Annotated in this window: 19 protein-coding genes and 1 pseudogene; 5 read left to right on the top strand and 15 right to left on the bottom strand. The window is 52.5% G+C overall.

From position 1 onward, the window contains the following. Positions 1-144 precede the first annotated feature (144 nt). From EH228_RS00005 to EH228_RS00015, 3 genes and pseudogenes are all read right to left on the bottom strand, one after another. Positions 145-713, bottom strand: a pseudogene (locus EH228_RS00005) (YtfJ family protein). Positions 714-995: 282 nt separating this feature from the next. Then, the gene (locus EH228_RS00010; protein WP_152319659.1) at positions 996-1,832 is read right to left on the bottom strand and encodes a hypothetical protein; all 837 of its coding nucleotides are present in this window, start codon (positions 1,830-1,832) and stop codon (positions 996-998) included. After that, the gene (locus EH228_RS00015; protein WP_152319688.1) at positions 1,829-3,166 is read right to left on the bottom strand and encodes a lipopolysaccharide biosynthesis protein; all 1,338 of its coding nucleotides are present in this window, start codon (positions 3,164-3,166) and stop codon (positions 1,829-1,831) included. Before EH228_RS00015 ends, EH228_RS00010 begins: the two co-directional genes overlap by 4 nt. A 655-nt stretch (positions 3,167-3,821) precedes the next feature. On the opposite strand from EH228_RS00015, the gene lptF reads away from it, so the two are divergent. Beyond that, entirely contained in the window at positions 3,822-4,892 is a 1,071-nt protein-coding gene (lptF, locus tag EH228_RS00020; protein ID WP_152319660.1) for an LPS export ABC transporter permease LptF, read from the top strand. Next, positions 4,889-5,968, top strand: coding sequence for an LPS export ABC transporter permease LptG (lptG, locus tag EH228_RS00025; RefSeq protein ID WP_152319661.1), 1,080 nt, complete (start codon positions 4,889-4,891; stop codon positions 5,966-5,968). Before lptF ends, lptG begins: the two co-directional genes overlap by 4 nt. Before the next feature lie 22 nt (positions 5,969-5,990). Here the strand turns inward: lptG and EH228_RS00030 are convergent, their stop codons facing one another. Then, on the bottom strand, positions 5,991-7,175 hold the full coding sequence (locus tag EH228_RS00030) for a type VI secretion system ImpA family N-terminal domain-containing protein (protein ID WP_152319662.1): 1,185 nt from the start codon (positions 7,173-7,175) through the stop codon (positions 5,991-5,993). Between the two features lie 461 nt (positions 7,176-7,636). On the opposite strand from EH228_RS00030, the gene EH228_RS00035 reads away from it, so the two are divergent. Both EH228_RS00035 and EH228_RS00040 read left to right on the top strand, forming a co-directional pair. After that, a complete protein-coding gene (locus tag EH228_RS00035) occupies positions 7,637-8,116 on the top strand; it encodes a cucumopine synthase-related protein (protein WP_152319663.1) in 480 nt (159 codons plus the stop codon). Positions 8,117-8,131: 15 nt separating this feature from the next. Next, complete coding sequence (locus tag EH228_RS00040; RefSeq protein ID WP_152319664.1) at positions 8,132-8,557, top strand: DUF3830 family protein; 426 nt, start codon at positions 8,132-8,134, stop codon at positions 8,555-8,557. A gap of 29 nt (positions 8,558-8,586) precedes the next feature. On the opposite strand, the gene EH228_RS00045 is transcribed toward EH228_RS00040, so the two are convergent. After that, on the bottom strand, positions 8,587-9,591 hold the full coding sequence (locus EH228_RS00045) for an alpha/beta fold hydrolase (protein WP_152319665.1): 1,005 nt from the start codon (positions 9,589-9,591) through the stop codon (positions 8,587-8,589). Positions 9,592-9,680: 89 nt separating this feature from the next. Here EH228_RS00045 and EH228_RS00050 point away from each other — a divergent pair, with 89 nt between their 5' ends. Continuing rightward, on the top strand, positions 9,681-10,310 hold the full coding sequence (locus tag EH228_RS00050; protein WP_152319666.1) for a TetR/AcrR family transcriptional regulator: 630 nt from the start codon (positions 9,681-9,683) through the stop codon (positions 10,308-10,310). 235 nt (positions 10,311-10,545) lie between these two features. Here EH228_RS00050 and EH228_RS00055 read toward each other — a convergent pair whose 3' ends face one another. From EH228_RS00055 to EH228_RS00100, 10 genes are all read right to left on the bottom strand, one after another. Continuing rightward, positions 10,546-11,463, bottom strand: coding sequence for a PDR/VanB family oxidoreductase (locus EH228_RS00055; protein WP_193323240.1), 918 nt, complete (start codon positions 11,461-11,463; stop codon positions 10,546-10,548). A 1-nt stretch (position 11,464) separates the two neighbouring features. Beyond that, on the bottom strand, positions 11,465-12,832 hold the full coding sequence (glnT, locus tag EH228_RS00060) for a type III glutamate--ammonia ligase (protein WP_152319668.1): 1,368 nt from the start codon (positions 12,830-12,832) through the stop codon (positions 11,465-11,467). Between the two features lie 9 nt (positions 12,833-12,841). Continuing rightward, positions 12,842-13,828, bottom strand: a complete 987-nt coding sequence (locus tag EH228_RS00065) for an aldo/keto reductase (protein ID WP_152319669.1) — start codon at positions 13,826-13,828, stop codon at positions 12,842-12,844. A gap of 9 nt (positions 13,829-13,837) precedes the next feature. Continuing rightward, complete coding sequence (locus EH228_RS00070) at positions 13,838-15,004, bottom strand: aromatic ring-hydroxylating oxygenase subunit alpha (RefSeq protein WP_152319670.1); 1,167 nt, start codon at positions 15,002-15,004, stop codon at positions 13,838-13,840. Between the two features lie 11 nt (positions 15,005-15,015). After that, a complete protein-coding gene (locus tag EH228_RS00075) occupies positions 15,016-16,089 on the bottom strand; it encodes an LLM class flavin-dependent oxidoreductase (RefSeq protein WP_152319671.1) in 1,074 nt (357 codons plus the stop codon). Between the two features lie 36 nt (positions 16,090-16,125). Then, positions 16,126-17,043 (bottom strand): amino acid ABC transporter permease, encoded by a 918-nt coding sequence (locus EH228_RS00080; protein WP_152319672.1) that lies wholly within the window; start codon positions 17,041-17,043, stop codon positions 16,126-16,128. A gap of 87 nt (positions 17,044-17,130) precedes the next feature. Further along, complete coding sequence (locus tag EH228_RS00085; RefSeq protein WP_152319673.1) at positions 17,131-17,901, bottom strand: amino acid ABC transporter ATP-binding protein; 771 nt, start codon at positions 17,899-17,901, stop codon at positions 17,131-17,133. Positions 17,902-17,919: 18 nt separating this feature from the next. Continuing rightward, on the bottom strand, positions 17,920-18,720 hold the full coding sequence (locus EH228_RS00090) for an SDR family NAD(P)-dependent oxidoreductase (RefSeq protein ID WP_240116197.1): 801 nt from the start codon (positions 18,718-18,720) through the stop codon (positions 17,920-17,922). Next, positions 18,708-20,378 (bottom strand): FAD-binding protein, encoded by a 1,671-nt coding sequence (locus tag EH228_RS00095; RefSeq protein WP_152319674.1) that lies wholly within the window; start codon positions 20,376-20,378, stop codon positions 18,708-18,710. Before EH228_RS00095 ends, EH228_RS00090 begins: the two co-directional genes overlap by 13 nt. 10 nt (positions 20,379-20,388) lie before the next feature. Further along, entirely contained in the window at positions 20,389-21,279 is an 891-nt protein-coding gene (locus EH228_RS00100; RefSeq protein WP_152319675.1) for an ABC transporter substrate-binding protein, read from the bottom strand. Between the last annotated feature and the right edge of the window lie 61 nt (positions 21,280-21,340).

Here is a 21,340-nt window from a genome sequence, read left to right on the forward strand (position 1 = left end):
AAGTGAGTCACCGCCTGGCCAGAAGTGACCCACGGGAAAAAGCCGGCTTTGCCAGAGGGAGTGACCTTACCACCCGTATGCGCAACAGGGCATCGCCATACAATAATGAGCGAAACAGGCCACACCATCCGGTCCTGCCCCTGCTCAGGATTTATCTTCCTTAATTAATTTGTGCAACAGGGCCATCACCTGGACCACTTCCTTCGGCGACAGAGCCCCATCTTTTGCCCACTGTACACGTCCGTCTTTATCCAGCACCACGATGGTTGAACTCTCCGCTTCCAACTGCCAGTTTTTTCGCCCCACTCCCTCGCTGTCGATAACAAATTGCGCCCAGGGGTAATGTATTTTGTTTTTTTCAGTTTTGCTACGAACGAACATGCCAGTACCGGGGAAGATATCATCGGCGTTGACAATGGTGGTGGGTTGAAAGCGGTCTGCAGGTAAATTCGCCGTCGCAACGGCTTTAATCAACAATGAATTTTTTTTTTAGCGGATTTTCGCCCAGCGATGTACTGCATAATACGGACCTTGCCTTCCAGCTGTGAACTCTTCCAGCTTTTATAGGTCACCTCACCATTATTACCCAGCTCTAACTCGCCCAGGTTCGAAATGGTTACCGGTGTGATGCGTTGACCAACGACAAAATTATGCGCTGACGCCATCAGTGGGCAAAGGAGAAGAGAAACGACCAGCAATCTACGTAAAATCATAATGTTTCCTTTTTTTGCAGGCACTCCAACTATCGGCTGTCTTTTAAGTATATAGCCAAAATAGTTCAAAATGCAGGACAAAAACGCTGAAGCGTATTTGAACAGTATGACCACTGCCAACGCAGGGGCACCCCGTCAGGAAACGAATAACTCAGCCGACGAGCCATTCCCTGGCCCTGACTCAGAGGTCGGTGATGAGGGGCGCTTGTATAGCCCAACACATCTGCAACCTGAAATATGCAGGGGACAGGATAAGTCCCCTCACCTGATTAGCTGACAAACTTACACAGAATAGCGCTCCAGCAGCAGTTCCAAAGGCTGGCGAATATTGTCATCTAACATCGCAGGTTCATCATATGGCTTTCGCCCTGCCAGTTTATCTGCCACCATCACATCATGACGATCGCCCATCAACCCATTGATATTGGATAAAAATCGGGAAATTTTGTAGGCTTCCTGATTGCCAGGATCGATGGATCTCAGCGTGTCATAGTAAGACACTTGCTGGCTAATAATTTTACGCACATCATGGAATTCCTCTCCGGTTAGTTTCGGCCTGGCAACCAGCGTCCGTAACGCGTGTATTTGCCTCTGACGATGTGCAACAAAGCCATCTTCCCTGTCCAGGCGGGGATGACGTAGATGATAATGGACCAGCTTCCAAATTGGCATACTTAAGTAAATACGCAGGATCTTCCCGTAAAACGAAATATTATTTTTATTTCGATTACGAAAGGCATCCTGAAAATGCCCCAAAACTACCGTCGTGTGGCGAAATAAAAAGCCGGACTCATGATTTTGACTGTAGAGTCGTTGAGCAAAGCGTAAATGCTTATAGCGTGCACGGATATACTTGAATTGCATCCGCTCGGCCTCTGATAACTCATCGCCTTTTAATAATTTATGCACTAATCCCAGCAATTCTGAGCGCTTAAAGCCTTCTTCCCAAAATTGCAGGCACAATGCATAATTTTTTTTAATGTTTTCCTGGGAGCAATGCAAATTAATAGACTGCGGTAAGGTGGTATCTTCATTGACAACATCATCCTCTTCAACCGCAGTAAATAATAACCTAATGGTTTCAGGTGGGAATTTTTCCCATTTTTTACTGCTAATCATTTATTAATCTCTACGGGGGCGGTAAAGCCCAGTAAACTGCGATGACGATAAACCCATAAAGTCGGAATAAGAGACAAAATCACATCTAAACATTGCCCCCCGAAATAAGCAAAAGCAGAACCTTTCACGCCAAAAGCATGAGACAGTACGACTAAAAGCACGATATAAGATACAGAAGCCAGTATCTGTGCTGATAAGTAAACCCGCTGTTTACCGGCCATAAACAACAAAGATTCTTGCGGAAAGCCCACCATGGACACGATAATGGCGCTTAACATAATTTGAATCAAATCATATGCTTGCAAATACTTATAACCAAACACCAAGGATATTAATGGTTTACCAACGCTTATCACAGCAACAGCGACAATGATACCAATGCCTCCGGCTAAAATTGCTGATCTAAGCCCCAGCACCCAGGGCCTTTTAGTGCGTGGGTCTAATCGCATTATCTCCGGATAAAAACTCTTCTCCAGCAATTTAGCCGGTGCGCCTGCCGCATCAAAGAAAGTCATCGCAATTTTAAACAGCCCTGCGGCTGCCGGACCTAAAATAATCCCAACTAAAACAGTACTGCATGAGTTGCGAGCGGCCCAAATAGAATGCGAAATATTTGTCGTCCAGACAAAATCCCAGGCACCTTCTATTCTACGTGCGGTTTTTAATAACCCGGGTTTTAATGCACCATGAATATTCCTGCGGCGCAATTCACGCGCAGAAAACCACCAAAACAGCGTGCCGCCGAAGAGGTTTGAGGCATACCACGTAATCACAAATCCGGTAAAACCAAAGTTACCGAAATAAGCGATGATACTGCCGACAGCAATCAATAAAGGCTTGATCGCTTGCTGGATGGCAATCAAATCAAAACGATCAAGTGCGCGTAAAATACCTGTCGGGGTAGATGAGGTCATAGAAGGTATTAACGTACAGTAAAGCAGTGCGAGCTTAAAACTTTTTGCATCAAGCCCCAGCGAATGGGACAACAGTGGCAACAGGAGCATTCCACCCAGTATCGCAACGGCCCCGCTGGCAATATCCAGACCGAAAGAGAATGAAACCACATCGCGGAAACGTTGAAAATTTTTGCTATGCAGCGCTGGGGTGCCAAACTGAACCACGAATTGCCACGTCTGGAACTTGATAAAGTCACTGACCGCTTTGGTATATGACTGAATGACGATAAGCACGCCAAACATCTCAGGTGACATGCCCTTACCAGCACAAGACAACGCGATTAAGCCCAGTAAGGCACTCGCGACATTCCCTGAACCTAAATAGGCAGTATTACGTATGATGGTGCGGAAAGCGCCATCAGAAAACCAATGCTTCATGTTAAAAACCAGCCATACTAGCCATTTCTGCCAGACTCGGTATCTCTCAAGTGAGCAGCAGGATAAACCAAATTCAAACCAACCTAAAGGCTTTTGATCCTGGTCAATAATGGCTGTCATCAGGCGACGAGAGTGGCAACGCTCAGCACAACAGCGCGGAGGCCTTCATTGAACCCACCAAAGTGGCGAGCTTGTTACCTCCCCCCTTGCAGGCAAGGCGATAAAACGCGACAAAGAGGACTTCAGGCCGCATCATCGGGTCAGCAAATGACGCTCAATACGCTGATATGAGTAAATCATTCGGCAAACACCAACGCACCTGTAGACTGGTGTAGGCTGGGTGTATCGTAGTGAAACAGAATCGGTGCTCACTGGTGACAAAACGACCAGCATCTGGCGATGGGTCATGACTCATGTCCTGCCTGATAAGTGGGCAACCGCGCTTCATTGGTACTGGATGTGCGGGTAATGGCCGTATAGCACGACAAAGCCATTGTACACTATCAGTATCATCTATATGATTAAAAAACCTAGTGACATTGTCCTGCGACACAAACCAGTTGAATGCGTATTCATCGTTTTCTCAAGCGATGGTCAACTGTGATTTGACAAATACTCAGTATCCTTTTTTGATAATGTTGGATGTTCTTAATATATGCACTTGATTGAACGCTACATCATGGTTGAAACTCGCCGATTAGTGATGATCATTGTAGGGTTTCTAATCTTCATTTTTGCAAGTTATTCAGCCCAACGCTATCTGACTGATGCGGCCAATGGCATTTTAGCCCTACAAGCCGTGTTCTATATTGTTTTCTTCAAAGTGTTGATCTCACTGGAGATGCTGCTCCCTGTCGGCCTGTATGTCTCTGTGGCCGTTGCGTTGGGTCAGCTTTATCATGACTCAGAGATAACCGCCATGTTTGCCTGTGGCTCCAGCCCAATAAGGCTGTATAAAGCGGTTCTGATCCTCGCCATTCCGCTCGGCATACTGGTCACGCTGCTGTCTATGTACGGCAGACCGTGGGCCTATGCGCAAATCGATCAGTTAAAAGCGCAATCTCAATCCGAACTTGATGTCAGCCATTTGCAACCGAAAAAGTTTAACCTTAGTGATAACGGCAGAATGGTCCTGGCCCAACAGAGTGATCCAGCCACTAATCATCTCTCTGATGTCCTGATTTTTATACCCTCTGATAACAAAACCACCGTTTTTAGAGCTCAATCACTGGACGTCATTGATCCTTCATCCTCCACGCCTGCAGTAACACTGCACGCTGGTACGGCGTACCATCTGGATCACAAAGGCAGCAATGACAACGAGCAAATTTATAATAATTTTAATTTGCACCTTAAACCACAAACCCAGAATACCGAGACAAGAAGTAAGTCTGCATCAATAGCCGCATTATCACATTCTACCGATCCTGAGGATACCGCAGAATTGCAATGGCGTGAAAGCCGTGGCGTCAATGCCATCCTGATGGCACTATTGGCGGTCTCCTTAAGCCGGACCAGACCCCGTCAGGGACGTTTTGCGAAACTTCTTCCCCTGGCGGTATTATTTACGCTCATTTTTTATGGCGGTAATGTCTGTCGCACATTGGTTGCTAATAATACCCTCCCCGCTATCCCTGGCGTATGGTTAGTTCCCTTTATCATGTTGATTGGGGTATTGATACTGATCGCACGCGAATTCTCATTACTGCAGAAATTATCTCGATGAATATTTTCAGCCGCTATTTAATACGGAACCTGTTTATAGGTTTTGCTGCCGCTGCCGCATTGTTGGTTCCGCTTTTTACCACCTTCGACTTTATCAATGAGCTCGAGGATGTTAGCGCTGGCGGATATCGTTGGACCCAGGCCCTTTTGGTGGTCATCATGAGATTGCCAAGATGGTTTATCGATCTGGGGCCTTTTATTGCGTTACTCGGCGGGATTGTCGGACTTGGTCAACTGTCAAAAAGCCAGGAGTTAACCGCGATGCGCACTGCTGGTTTTTCAATTTTCAGCATTGCCCGGATCGTTTTATGTTCAGGTTTAATGTTGACGCTGGCATCAGGTGTATTAGATGAGTGGGTTGCCTCCCCCTTACAGCAACGCGCATTACAACTGAAAAACGCCACACTGGCCCAGGCGGAGCATACCGTTAATACCAGCAATGCCTTGTGGGCCAGACGAGACAATGAATTTGTTACGGTCAATGCCTTAGATGAGCAAAATCAACCTATCGGTATTGAGATATTTCACTACAAGCCTGATCTTTCGCTGGATTACTATATTTATGCAGAAAAAGCCACCGTCCAGGATAATGGAATATGGATTCTGCATGACGTTAATCAGAAAAACTGGGCGAATGGAAAAGAAGCCGTAGAATCGAAAGACAGTTTGCAATGGCAATCCATTTTCACTGATACCAGTCTGAAAGAGCTCAGTATGCCCAGTGATAGTTTTTCCATTAAGCAACTTAATCATTACATTCGCTATTTGCAAAATACCGGTCAACCCAGCCTGGAGTTTAAACTCGCGTTATGGCAAAAACTGGGGCGCCCAATTTTAATCATGGCAATGATTTTACTGACTGTGCCATTTACCTTCAGTAATCCCCGCGCACCGGGTTTAGGCAGCCGTTTAGCCATTGGTGTGATTATTGGATTATTCACTTATATCAGCTACAAAATTATCGTTAACCTGGGCTTGTTATTAGCTCTCAACGTACAGTTAACCACCCTGGTCCCACCGATTTTGTTGCTGATCATCGCCCTTGTGCTGGTCTACCGATTTGATAAGCAGCATTAAGCCTCCGGTTATGAGCGAATGATCAGTACTCTTCCTCATCATCCCCGCCATTCTGGTGCAGGATCAGTGCATAACGCGCTATCGCCTGTTTCAGCCGGTGTTCGATTTTTCCCCGCAACACCAGAGAGTGAGGATTGTCCTCTAACTGACGCAGTAACTCCTCTACTGGTACCATTTCCTCCATGGGTTGCTGAATCGTCACCAGTCTCGCTTTCAGTTCAGCTACCGACATCGTCTGGGTACGCTGGAACTCCGGGGAATTCAGTTCGGCATTCAGACGCTGTAGCCTGAAATGCGCTGTCCGCCATAATTGCATCTGTTCGCCAGGCAGCGCCATGTCAGTAATCGCCTGCTGCCAGTTTTCATAATATCTCCCCTGTTGCGGGGTAATTTGCTGTGCCAGATGGGCCAGTCTCTGCACTTTACCAGGAACTGGCTGCATCAGTTGATATCCCCACAGCGCCATCGCTCCGAATAACGCCATGACGATCATACCGGCAAAAAAACCCCGGCTACGCTCCCAAAAACTAAAATTCACATTGAGCGTAGAACTCGTTACATCACGCGGAACATAAATCAGCGGGGTGAAATCATCACTATAACGATGAGTGGGGATTTGGCCCCTATCCATATTCGGTTTTTCAGCCTGTGCTTCGGCCAGTATGGTCGGCTGCTGTTCCTGCTCAGGACGCTGCAAGCGGCTAACCGCACTGCTGACCTGTACCTTCAGTCGGTCAAGCTGTGACAGATGTTTCTGTGCCAGTTTCTCCAGCGTTTCAATATTCTGATCAAGCTGCGTTTCCAGCCGCAGCAGCAAGGAAAGATCATCCTGCGTCAGTTTCATCACCAGCAATACATGCTGCAAACCCGTACTCAGCCAGGTCACGATCGCCAGACGCGCAGGCAGAGGATGGGGCCACAGGGTTGACCACTGATACTTCATCATCGCAGTGACGATTTCTAATCCCTCACACAGGCCGGCCAGACCCGCTCGCCAGGCACGGGCCAACGTGTACCAGGCCACACTTTGCAAGTCCATGCCATTGAGCCGGAATAACGCAATCGCTAGTTGCTCTACCCGCAGCCAGTCAACCTCATCACGTCCTGTATGGCCCTGCTTACCTATTTCAAGGCGCAGTGCGATGAACTCTGGCAATGCGCGAGGATCGCCCCCAGTGCGCAGAATATTCGGAGTAGGTGTTGTCATTAGTCAGCTTCCCTGTAACCTGAAAGAATCCGCATCCTTTGTTATTATAATTATCGCTTAATACCTGCAAATGCAGAAATTGTTAATTCCTTTAATTATTAATTGTCTTATTTTTATGTGCCATTTCTTAAAATGTAGTATTTTTGCTACTTATTTTAACTTGTGTAGAAATATTAAATATCTATATGCCTGATAAACATCTCCCTGTTCAATACTGGGTCATGGTTCCAGTAAGGAGAGCATGATGTGAGATATTCGATCGGTTCAACGTGGTGCAAACGCACCGTCTTACAGCACGTAACGCCTATCCCTTTGTCATGACAAAATCAACTCATTGTTAATTAACCGATTAATTTAAATTCCTGACTGGCACAAAGCTTGCAAATTTAATTATTCAATTAATTAAATCCATGCCACTGATCGGGCAGGGTTCAGACGATGCCAATGACAGGAGAAAAGTTATGACGGTTGATGACGCGATCGCGCTTTTCGATCAGCAACGAGAAAAGATCTGGTTCGAGCAACCCGCCGAAATCGCGGCGCTGGGTCGGGGAGAGGTTCCACGAGGCACCGGTGCCCGGGGTCAGTATCTCAGTACGATTATTTTTGCTGAAGGTGAAGCCCGCACGCTGGCTGACGAAATGCTGTGGGGTTTGATCCGGGTAGCGGAGGATAACCCGGAGACAGCGGATTTAAACACCCTGCAGATGCTCATTAAAGAGATCATCGGCTATAAAGCTGACTTCTTTGATTTCGTCAGCCTGCCGCAAGCCGCAAAATTACTGCACACTTATGTGCAGGTTGCCGCCGACTGTCAGACTCTGGACGAGCTGGTGCGCCTGTCGCATGCGGCGCTTTCCTGGGCTAACCGCCTGCATATGTGGGTCGATTTTATTCTTCCATGGGGGCTGGGTGACGGCTTCCGTCGCGTCAAAGCCTGACAGCCAGGAGAAATCATGAAATTACAGATGAGTGTGGCAGACAAGAAAGTCTGCGTAATTGAAGTGTGGGATGACAAGGTCCCCAATCTGTGTAAAGTACTGCGTGAAAAATTGCCGATGAAAAGCGTGCTGCAGCACGGCAAACTGATCGGCGATATGGTGTTTTTCACCATGCCGATCGTCGCGCCATGGGAGAATAAATACAAAACCGAAGAGGTCGGCAAACTGCGCCGTGAGCAGTACGGCCAGGTGACCGGCGCAGTATGCTATTACAGTCCGCGTCAGCAATTTTGTGTGGTCTACGGTGATGATACCGCTGACGAACCGCTGCCAATTTCATACATTGGCGAAGTAGTGGAAGGCACCCTGGAACTGCGCGTTACCGGGTTGGAAACCTGGTTTGATCAGGGGCGGGTGGTAGAACTGAGCATTATCGGCTAACGCCGACAGGCCGGTAAGTGACCGGCCTGTTATTCCAGTAAATCCCGCATGGCTTGTTCAATCTGCGCGGTTTCGTCCACAAAGCGTCCCGGCGCGCCGGCACAGTGGCCAAAAGGAGAAATGATTGGCCTGAACTCGCCATGTCTGAGCTGTTCACATTCGATTTCCCCCTCTTCCAGGGTGAAATAACGGTCGGTATTGCACGGCATCACCATCGTCCGGGCAGTAATGGCCGCCAGTGCCGCGTTAAAATCACCACGATATGCCGGAAGTTCAGCAATGTTGGCCTGCTGCCAGCTAAAGAGCATGGCCAGCAGATCGTTGGCATCCCAGCGCTGATGATCCCGCGCCCAGTCATCCAGCAACGCCTGTTGGCTGTCGAAGCCCAGTTTCCGCCACAACCGCTCACGGAAAAATTGTGCTGAATATGCCCAACCCGCATAACAACGACCAAATGCATCCAGTCCCTGTAAAGGCGGCTGAGTATAGCGCCCATTCTGCCAGAGTGGGTCGGCCTGGAGCGCGGACTTCACCCCATCCAGAAATACCTGATTCAGTGGCCAGCAACGGGCGGAACCACAGACAGCCAGCAGATTTTGCACGCGATCCGGCCAGGCGGCGGCCCAGTGCCAGGCCTGCATCGCCCCCATTGACCAACCGCTGGCGAGCGCTATCTTTTCGACGCCCAACGTCTCAATCAGCAGCGAATACTGCGCATTAATATTATCGATCAACGTAACCGGCGGAAACCGGCTGCCGGGCTGTGTGAGCGAGTTACTGGGCGAAGTCGAAACACCATTACCGAACATGTTGATCAGCACAATATACCAACGGGCGGGATCGAGCGCTCGCCCTGGGCCAATCAAGGGATAATAACTCTGGTGCGTCCCCGTGTAGTAACTGAACAGTACCACGGCGTTGTCCCGTGCCCCGTTGAGTTGCCCAAAAGACTGCCAGCCGATCGTCGCCTGCTCCAGTACCCCGCCATACTGCAAACAGAGGTCGCCTGTTCGATGAAATCCCTGCGTGTTCATGCTGATCCCGCTCCCGAATATGATATAATTAATTAATCAGTTAACTTAATCTTACGCGTACTCAACGCCGGCGTCATAAGGGTGACCAGATGAAGGAAACGACAAATTCCCGCAGTGAGACCGGCAGGAAAGCCAAGAAATCCCAGAGCGAAGTGGCTGAACTGTTGCAGTCGTCTGCCTTCGAGCTGTTTGCGCATCAGAATTATTCCTCCGTCAGGATCAAAGATATCGCTACGGCAACCGGGTTGAATTCGGCCTTGATTTATTACTATTTCGGTTCCAAAGAAGACCTGTTCGTCAAGGTTATCGAAACCACGGTGGAGAACGCCTTCCGCAAGTTCGACAACGTTATCGGCAGCGAAAATAGTCCGAAAGATATTCTGTTCCTGTGGATCGAAATCCACATCCTGCAGTTTCATCTCCTGCAGAAACTGGCAAAAATCAGTCTCGATTACTCCAGTACCAATGGTCGGATCCCGTCTATTGATAAAGCGATCAAAAAGTTCTACGAGAAAGAATCCGTGATCCTGAAGAACACCATCAAAGAAGGCATCGCCGCCGGACAGTTCCGCGAAGTAAACCCGGCGGATATGGCGATGCTTATCTCAACCTTTCTTGACGGCGTACTGTTTCGCAACGTGATGTTCCCTACGTTCAAATACAAACATGCCATTCAGGTCATGCGCGAGTTTGTATTCGAGCAGCTTGAACCACGCTAAACCCAACGACAAATCATTCGCTCTGAATAACGGCGCGCATGGTGTCTGCATGACTGACAACCTGTGCCTGTTCTACGTAGCTCACTGACTGTCAGTCAGCTACGCTCATTCTGACTAACCCGTCCACAGGCAGCGGACATGCAGCAGCACCTTAAGAGCCAGAGATGGCTCAGCCGTTTACAGACGGAGACCGGGCGCCTGCGAACGATTGCGCTGGGGTGACCTCAAAAATCCATTATTCCGGCGCATCAATCACCAGAACAGCTGACAATGCCCGCGAACAACAGGGCATCACCCGTCGCTGCGCCGCTTTTTGCTCATCGGTCAGATAGCTATCGCGATGATCGGCCTCACCCGCGACCATATCCAGCGCACAACTGCCACATTGCCCGACACCACAGGAAATCGCCACATCATACCCTGCGGCAATCAGCGCCTCCGCCATCGTCTGCTGACCACTGACCCAAATCCTGCGCGAGTCATCCGCTATCTCCAGCCAAAAACCCCGCTCCGACTCCCGCCATGCCAGTGAAAATGATTCGGCAAAAATCCGCTCATCAGCAACGCCCTGCACCGCCAACGCCTCCCGCGCCGCCGCCATAAAAGCACCGGAACCGCAGAGATATACCGCCGTTTGCGGCGTCAGTTCGCTAAACAGGCTGTCTTCAATCGAAGTGTGCGTCTGCACCCCCAAATGCGCCAGGGAACCAAACACATTTAACGTCTCGCTGCGCCCCACGTAGTGAAACGCGAACGGTCTGGCGCAAACTTCCGCCATCGCCAACAGTGGCGTAATCCCAATCCCTCCCGCCAACAGCAACAACGGACGATCGCCACTCGCCAACGGAAAATGATTCACTGGCCCACTGGCCGACAATACCGTGCCGGGATGCGCATGTTCCTGCAACCACAATCCTCCCCCCCGGGAATGGCGAGTGACCAGTACCGCAATACAATAACGGTGCTGTTCCATCGGCGAATTATACAGCGAATATTGTCGTACCCATCCATTGCCCAGCTGTAGCGCGATATGCGCGCCAGCAGTAAACGGCGGTAACTCGCCGTCCTCCGCCGCCCGAAGCTCCAGCAGCAAAACACCGCCGTTCTGTACGCGCTGCGTCACCCGCAGCGCTAACGTCTGACTGTTACTCATCTCAAAAAATCGTACTGTAACGGTCAATTTCCCACTGACTGACATGCAGATGATAGCTGTTCCATTCCTGCAGCTTGTATTTCACAAACTCATCTTTCAGCGCCTTGCCTAACGTCGCTTCAACAAAGGGATCGCTGTCGAAGGCTTGCACCGCCTCCAGCAGATTCTGCGGCAGGAAATCAATACCGCGCGCTTTGCGTTCCTCTTCACCAATCGCGTAGAGATTATCCTCATTGGGTTGACGCGGATCGATTTTCTCGCGGATGCCTTCCAGCCCGGCAGCCAGCGCCAGTGTTGCGGCCAGATATGGATTGACGGCACCGTCGGCGTTACGCGATTCACAGCGTCCGCCGCCAGCCGGTACGCGAACCGCATTGGTCCGGTTGTTGGAGCCCCAGGAATTGAATACCGGCGCCCAACTGAAGTAACTCATCGCCCCCTGACGCACCAGACGTTTATAGCTGTTTACCGTTGGCGCGAAAGCGGCGCATAAGGCGCGACCATGTTTAAGCAGACCGCCGATAAAGTGATAACCGGTTTCGCTCAGTCCCAGCCCCCACGGATCGTCCTGGCTACCCGGCTGATGCCTGAACAGGTTGGCACCGCTCTGCAAATCGTACAGCGACATGTTGAAATGCGCACCGGTGCCAGTCTTATCCGCAAACGGTTTCGGCATGGTCGTGGCCACCAGCCCCAGCTCTTTGGCATAGTGTTTGGCCATGAAGCGGAAGAAAATAAAACGATCACAAGAGGTCAGCGCATCAGCATAATTAAAATCAAACTCGTACTGCGAGTTGCCATCTTCATGATCGAGGGAATAAAGATCCCAGCCCAGTGCGTTAATTGTGCTGGAAACCTTATCAAGCCACGCGAACTGATCAACAAACCCCTGCAGGTCGTAGCACGGTTTAACCAGTTTGTTGTCTTTCTCCGGCACGGTCAGCGAGCCGTCAGCTTCCCGCTTCAACAGATAGATTTCACATTCAATCCCCAGATTGAAACCAAACCCCATCTCGTTAGCCTGCTGCAAAACATTTTGCAGCGCTACGCGAGTACTGAGATCATAAGGTTTGCCCTGAAAATGGTTATCCGCCGGCATCCAGGCGATTTTCGGCTCCCACGGCAACTGGATGATATGATCGAGATCCGGAACCGAGGTCAGCTCATCCTCGTTGGGTAACTGACCCAGACCATCCAGAGCGTAGCCGGTATAACGTTCCGATCCGGTCGCCATCTGGCTGAGATGTTCAATCGGCACCACTTTGCCCTTCGGTACACCGTGAATATCCACCCACGCGCCAATGCAATATTCCACGCCCTTCTGCTTCAGTGACTGTTTAATTTCTGCAATCTGTCCAGCTGTTTTCATTATTCTGCCTCAGTTATGTTCGACGATCGGGTGCGGGACATACGGCGCTTCTAACTGGCCGATCTCCTCCGCAGTAAGGGTCAGTTCACTGGCGGCGACCGCCTCTTCGAGATGGAGGAATTTAGTCGCGCCAATCACCGGCGCGGCCACGGCCTGGCGGGTAAACAACCAGGCCAGCGCGATCTGCGCTTGCGACACGCCGCGTGCCCTGGCAACAGCCGTCACCGCCTGGATAACCCGGCGGTCAGCTTCATCCGTCGCTTTATAGAGGAAATCGGCATAGGCGTCTTTCCCACCACGGGCGCTGCTCTGCTGCTGTTCAAGCGGACGGGTCAAACGCCCCCGTGCCAGCGGGCTCCACGGCGTGACCCCGACGCCTTCGCTGGCGCACAACGCCAGCATTTCGCGCTCTTCCTCGCGGTACAGCAGATTAAGGTGGTTCTGCATGGCGATAAAACGCGCCCAACCGTGGTATTTCTGCACCTGCAACGCTTTACTGAACTGCCAGGCATACATCGACGAGGCGCCGAGATAACGCACCTTGCCCGCTTTCACCAGGTCGTGCAGCGCTTCCAGCGTCTCTTCCAACGGCGTCTCGTAATCCCAGCGGTGAATCTGATACAGATCGATATAATCAGTACCAAGGCGCCGCAGGCTATGGTCGCATTCGGCAAAAATCGCCTTACGTGATAGCCCCTTGCTATTCGCTCCCTGACGCATTGGGTTATATACCTTGCTGGTTATCACCACGTCATCCCGATTGGCAAAATCCCGCAGCGCCCGCCCCAGGACTTCTTCACTGGCGCCTTTGGCGTAGATGTTCGCGGTATCGAAGAAATTAATCCCCAACTCCAGCGCTTTTTTGATAAATGTACGGCTCTGTTCTTCGTCGAAGGTCCAGCTGTAACCGCTGGCCGCAGGCGGCGCATAGGTCACGCAGCCCAGGCAAAGGGCAGAGACTTCCAGACCGGAATGGCCCAGCTTAAGCGTTCTCATATTGAGTCCTTATACCGCCAGTTTACGTTTCAGATAATTGGCAAAGTGCCAGACAGAGGTTTCCAGATGGCTCAGTCGTCCTGGTCTGGCTAGCTGTGAACGGCTGCCGCGCTGCTGCGCGGCGTTGATTTCCAGATCTTCCGCGACGATGGTCAACACGCCATTGCGCATCTGTTCCACCGTAGCCGGGAAATCCTCTCGCGCGGCAGATTCTTTTGAAACCAGTACCACACGGTGCCACTTAGACATGGATTTGTTCAGCGGCAGGATCACGTTAATGGTCACCCGATCAGGGTTCAGCGACATCAGGCAAGTTGGATAGAGCAGATAGAGATCACTGCGGCGCAGATCGTCCTCTTCCAACCCGTCAAAGGGCACCAACCCTGCGGTGAGAATTTCGCTCAGTTCTCCCCTTTTGCGTAACGGCTGATGACAGACGGTCCAGCCCGGCGTATCCTCGCCAATCCAGGTCAGACGCCCCGGAAAGCTGTCCTCCAGCGTGGTACGGTGTACACCCGCGTGGTGATAACATTCGATAAAGGTCTCCACCGCCATCTTCCAGTTAAAGGGACAGTCGTAGTCGAGGGTGAAGGCACACTGCAACGTCGCCAGATGATACTTATTCAGTACGGGCAACAGTTCGCTAAAGCGCTCGCTGAGTGACTCGACAGTGGCGGAGAAGGTGACGAAAATCATCCCGGCGATGATCTCATGGCGAATCTGCGGCAACTGGCAGTCCTGGCGAACAAAACCCTCGGCCTGTTGCATAGATGGCGCGCCGGTCAGCCGGCCTTCAGTGTCATAACTCCAGTTGTGGAACGGGCAGACAAACACGGATGCATTGCCGCTGCCGCTGACGATCGGCACCCAGCGATGCAGGCAAACATTGGACATCACGCGGACACCTTCGCCCTTGCGAACAATCAGCAACGGCTCGCCCACCACATCGAGCGTGAAGTAGTCGTTTTCATTCGGCAACTGCCCCAAATGACCGACAAACAGCCAGTCTTCACGCAGCACCTTCTGTTCTTCAAGACGATAAAAATCATCGCTGTTATAAGCATCCGCTGGCAGCGTCTCGGCCCGCCCCGCATTGTCGCTTTGCTGAGCCAGGATACGATGGGCGATCGCCTCACCATCATCAAAACGGCAGGCAATTTTCTGTTCATTGTGCATAACATTCATCCTCAACGGGCCATGGCTGGCGTGAGATCAACGGTGATTTTACCCAGTTCGGCTTCCAGCAACGGGACAACCCGCTCGCCAAACAGCTCAAGAGAGCGGCGCGCCTGCGCCAGTGGCATATCACCAAACTGGAAAAAGCAGTTGTAGTGACTCGGCTTGATTGCGCGGACTTCACTAATAATCCGTTCAGCCACGGTCTCGGGGTCGCCAAACATCAGGTTGTCGCAGACCTGGTCGAGAGAAGGCTCTCCGGCAAAAGGCGGTGCCGCAATAAACGCCTCGTCGGTGACCTCAGTATTCCCCTGCAACGCGGCAATCATTCTGGCGACAAACATCGCCCGCCCCGCCGCTTCACGCGCGGCACTCCGGCTGTCGGTGACGTGAATATATTGCTGCACCGCTACCGGCATATCGCCATCCAGCCCGGCCTCATACCAGCTCTCGCGGGCATCACTGACCATTTGCCGTAATTTGTGCGTCCCGCGATAACCGGCGGTCATAAACGGTGTGGCCTGCCAGGGGGAGAACGCTTTCAGTACGGCCGGATTCGTCGAGGTGATGTACAGCGGCGGCAACGGCTGCTGTAGCGTGTTTAACAGGAAATGGGTCTGCAACGGCGCGCCGTGACGATCAACCGAGACGGTTTCCCCACGGGTTAACGCATCGCTGACCAACTGCCAGTGCGTCAGCAGTTGTTCTGTACGCGCTTCCACATCCAGCCCGTAGCGATCAAACTCCCAGGCCTGATAGCCACTGCCTATCCCCAACACCAGCCGTCCTTCAGTCAGGCGATCAGCCAGCGCTATCTCCTGCGCGACTCGCATCGGATGGTATAGCGGCAACACCATTACCGCGGTACCCAGTCTGATCCGGCGGGTATATCCCGCCATATGCGCCGCCATCATCAGTGGTGAAACACTGATCGAATAGTTAGTGAAATGGTGTTCAGCAAACCAGGCGGTATCGAAACCGATCGCCTCAGCCAACTGAATCATCTGTCGCGTATCGTGGATAACGCCCTGTAGCCCGCCCGCGTTATCTTTGAAAGACATTAAGTTAAATAACCCCAGCCTCATGTTCTTCCCCGGTTAAAAAGCAGTTGAAAGGGTGCGTTACCGCCCCCGACCTTTGCTGTAGTGTTTTTCTATGCGGGTCTGTACCGCGCTGAGCAGCGTGGTGGCGACCAGATACCAGATGCAGGTAACAATCAATAAAGGAATGTTTTCATAGGTTCTTGAATAAATGGCCTGGGCGGAATAAAGCAGATCAGACAGGGAGATAACACTCACCAGCGAGGTGGTTTTCAGCATCCCGATCACCTGATTTCCGGTTGGCGGAATAATAAATGGCACCGCCTGCGGCAAGGTGACGCGTTTCAGATACTGCCCTTTGCGCATCCCTAATGCGCGCGCCGCCTCCTGTTGCCCCTCGTCCACCGAGGCGATCCCGGCACGAATAATTTCCGCCATGTAAGCTGACTCATTCAGTCCGAGGCCAAGGATCGCCGCAGTCCACGGGGTGATCAGATCATTCATACTGCCGTGCCACAGCGAAAATACACCGGGAATAGCAATGTTTACCGTGGGATAAAGCGCGGCCAGGTTGTACCAGAAAATCAGTTGAACCAGCACTGGCGTGCCGCGGAAAAACCAAATCCAGCTACGGCTGAAACCGGCTAATAGCGGGTTGGAAGACAGTCGCATCACCGCCAGCAACACCCCTAATACAATCGCCAGCAGCATGATCACCAATGTCAGCCAACTGGTCGTCAGCAGTCCACTCAGGATCGTTGGCGAAAATAAGTATTTGCCCACTGTCGCCCAGCCAAAGTTCTCATTGGTTATCATCGAATCAGCCACCAATGCGATCAACGCGGCGATCACCAGCGCGGACAACCACCGGCCGTAGTACCGTGACGGCACCACTTTTACCTCATCATAGGGCCACGGATTGTCTTTGGTGGCTTTCAATCTGCTGTCGTGCAGCGCCTGCTGGTTATCGGTCATCGCTATTCTCTTTTCGTTACGCATGGTAAATCCGTACTGAAATTCGAATTAATTAATCGATTAATTAACATCGTGAGTCAGTGAAGTCAATGGCCTTTACTACCTTATCGATTACAAAATTCGTGTGAGGAAATCCCGCGTGCGCGGATGTGCAGGGGTACTGAAAATGGTCTGGGGCGCCCCGGTTTCCACGATGGCGCCGTTATCCATAAACGCCACTTTTGATGCCACATCACGGGCAAAAGACATCTCATGGGTGACAATCACCATCGTCATCCCCTCTTCGGCTAAACGGCGCATGACTGCCAGTACTTCTCCCACCAGTTCGGGATCCAGTGCCGAAGTCGGTTCATCAAACAACATCAATGTCGGTTTCATCGCCAACGCCCGGGCTATCGCCACCCGCTGTTGCTGCCCGCCGGACAGCGCCGATGGGTAGGCATGATAGCGGTGGCTCAGTCCAACGCGATCCAGTAACGCTTCAGCCTCCTGACGGGCCTGCGCTTTCGGGATCTTTTTCACCGTCACGGGCGCTTCCATCACATTTTCCAGCGCAGTCATATGTGCGAACAGATTGAAACGCTGGAACACCATACCGATGTGCATGCGCTTACGTGCCACTTCCGCTTCTTTCAGCTCGTACAGGCGATCACCTTCCCGCCGGTAACCCACCATCTCGCCATCAACATACAACGCGCCGCCGTCGATCTTCTCCAGATGATTAATACAGCGCAGGAAGGTCGACTTGCCCGAGCCGGAAGGCCCGATCAAACACACCACATCTCCACTATCGATAGTCAGATCAACGCCTTTAAGGATCTCGACACCGTTAAACGATTTCCTCACCTGGTGCGCTTCCACCACCGTGGTTGTTGCTGCCATAGCTTTCCCCCTGTCTGGTTACTGCGTCATATACCAGCTACTGATTCCGCCGCCGTCCACCACCAGCATCTGTCCCGTTATGTAGCTGGCGGCACTGGATGCCAGGAAACAAACGGTTTGCGCAATTTCTTCCGGCGTACCGGCTCGCTTAAGTGGTAAGCGAGCCACCTCGGCGGCCAGTTCCGGCTCCTGCTGTTGCCAGTCTGAATCTGCCGGACGGACCGGCCCCGGGCTGACACCGCAAACGCGGATCCCCAGCGGCGCCCACTCCAGCGCCATTTGCTGCGTCAGATTGACGATTGCCGCTTTTGCCGGGCCGTAAGCCCCGGCGTTGGGATAACAACGGTGCGCAGAGGCGCCGGCAATATTGATAACCACCCCGCCCCTCGACATGCGTTTGACCACTTCCGTGGTCACCACAAAGGTGCCGTTAAGATTAGCGTTAACCACTCGCTGCCACTGTTCATCCGTCAGTGAGAGCAGCGGTGCATGCGCGTTGGCGCCGGCATTGTTGACCAGCAGTTGAATGCCGCCCAACACCTGGTTGATGTCCTGTATGGCGGCGGTGACTTCTGCCCGAACCGTCATATCCGCCAGCCAGAAACCGGCTTTCACTCCCTGGCCGCGCAGCAAATCAACCGCCTGTTCCGCCGATTCACGGTCCGACCTGACCAGTAATGCAATATTGACGCCATAGCTGGCGAGTGTCTGCGCAATCGCCAGTCCGAGGCCTTTTGAACCGCCGGTTATCAGCGCGGTTTTTCCGCTCAGACCGTGCATAATCAGCGCCTGCGGATAACGTGCGGTTAACCCGAGCATGGTTGTTCCTCCGGATAGATTTCGCTGGGGTGACGTGCCGCGTCGGCGACGTCTGCAGCCAATGTTCGCCCACAGATATAGCCCCACGTCAGGTTAGGCCCCAGCGTGGTGCCCGCGCCAACGGCCCGCGTACCAATGGGATTCGCCATCCCCACTCCCGCGCAGAACAGCCCCTGGATGATCCTGCCATCCTGATGACGCACCCGCCCCTGTTCATCCGTACGCGGCCCGCCCTTGGTGGCCAAAAAGGTTCGGTTGAAAGGCACGGCGATAAACGGCGCGCGTTCAATTGGTAGCAGACCGCCGCGCAACCGCGTATCACTTTTACCGTGCGCCGAAGAGAGATGGCGCTGAAAATCCTGATCTTCGCCATGCGGGCAGAAACCGTTAAAACGGTTGACGGTCTCCTGCAGCGCAGCCACCGGTAACGCCAGTTCAGCCGCCAGTTCACTCAGTGTGTCGGCCTTACGCAGCCACCCCGGGCTACGCCAGGCGTAATAACGCAGTAACGGCGACCGTCTCAGCAGACGGGCATCGGCAATCATCCACACCGGCAACTGCAGCGGCATCCCGTGCTGATCACGCTGGTCCAGCGCTTCGCCGAGGTTAAAGGTGAACTCATTGACAAACCGCCTGCCATGCCGGTTAACCAGAATGGCATTCGGCTCATATTGAAAAAACACCGACAGGCCATAAGGCTCGCCCATGTAGCGCGCCGGAATGCCGCCGCCCATATTGGCCTGATCCATATGCGCCAGTGCGGCACCAATCTCTTCAGCCATGCGATGACCATCGCCGGTATTGCTACGCGGACTGGCGATAAAATCCGTCGCGCCAGGAAAATGCGCGGTGCGCCGTTGCGCGTCCCATTCGAATCCACCACAGGCCAGCACCACGCCTCGCGTGGTACTCACCTGCAACAGCTTGCCATGCTGGCTGAGTACTGCGCCGCTGACCTGGTGATCACCACGGGTGAGCAGCTTCACCACCTGCGCATCGGTTTCAATCCGACAACCAAGCCGACGACACCCTTCCAGCAGCCCGGTTATCAATGCCGCACCTTTGGTACGCGTACGGGTCAATGCCCGCCAGGCCAGTTTAGGCGCCATTCGCAGACTTTCACGCAGCGGATGGTGCCAGATATCCAGACCAATCGTTTCGTGATAGGTATACAACTGCGGCAAGGGCGAAGGCCGAATTTTCCAGCGTTTTTCCGCCAGCGTACTGGCCCGCAGCGGCAAGGGCGCAACCATCCGCCCCCACGCTTTTGCTCCGGCAATCTCCGCCAGCGGATCGCCTTCAGAGGTCAGCGCAAAGCGCAGCGGCGTATGCTGTTCCACAAACTGCAGCATTTCACCCGCGCTGTCGACGAAGGCCTGCCAGAGCGGCGACTCGGTTGCCGCCCAACCCGGCGGCGCACTGTCGGACAGATAACGCATCACCTCCGCTGACGAGTCAACGATGCCGGCTGCCCGGGCATGATGGTTAACCGGAACCCAGGTCGCGCCGCCGGACATCGCTGTGGTGCCCCCCAACCAGACAGATTTTTCCGCGACGATAACCGACAGCCCCGCAGCAGCGCTGCGCAACGCGGCACTGAGCGCCGCGCCACCGGAGCCGACAACCAGCACATCGCAGTGCAGTCTGTGCTCATCCATCGGCCCCCCCTTACAGCGGCTGAGTACTGGTCAGGTTAATCCCCGGTCTTTCCAGTTTCATCGGGCTGAGGTGCCACTTGTCCATCACACGGTCATAAGTACCATTTTGAATCAGTACCGCCATCGCTTTGTGCAGCACATCCGCCAGTTGCTGGTTCTGATGCGCGACCACGATCCCCAGATAGTATTTCGGCATTAACGGCATGTTGATAGTCCGGATTGGCTTCGGTGCTTTGCGCTTAATATCATCGACGGACGCGGCATCATTCAGCACAAAATCAACCCGACCAGCATAAAGTGCGAGCAGCACCGCATCCGCTGAAGCCAGAGTGACTTTCTGAATGGCGGGCTGGCCATTTTTAGTGCAGTTAGGTGAGTAGATTTCATCAATCGCATGCTCGAAGTCAGTCCCGGTCTGCAAACCGACCTTCAGGCCGCACAGCGTCAGTGGGTCGGCTTTGATGGTTTTTTCCGTCGCCAGGGTATACACCTCACTGGTGGCGTAGGCGTAATTGACAAACGTCACTTGTTTTTCCCGCTCCAGACTGTCGGAAATACACTCCACGGCCAGATCAAAGCGGCCGCTCTTTACCCCTGGGATCAAGCCATCAAAGTCGATCGAAACGGGTTTCACCGTCACCCCCAGCACCTGCCCCAGCGCGTTCCACAAATCCGGCTCGAAACCAACCATCGTTTTGTTATCTTCCGCAAACGATTCACAAGGTGGATAGTGCGCGTCTGTGACCAGGTTGAGGGTTTTACTACTGCGGATTTTTTCAGGCAATTGCGCGTGCAGCGCGGCATCCATCGCCAGTGGTTTATCGGCTGCAGAGACAGACAGCGAAAAAGCGCCAAAACAGCAGGCAGTGATGGCGCTTAGTAACAATGTTTTCATTCTCATGCTGTTAACTCCGGATAAGAAGGCGTTACGCCTGAAGGCCCTGATGATAAAAAAGCAATAA

The organism is Erwinia endophytica (genome assembly GCF_009295515.1).
Taxonomy (GTDB): Bacteria; Pseudomonadota; Gammaproteobacteria; order Enterobacterales; family Enterobacteriaceae; genus Erwinia; species Erwinia endophytica.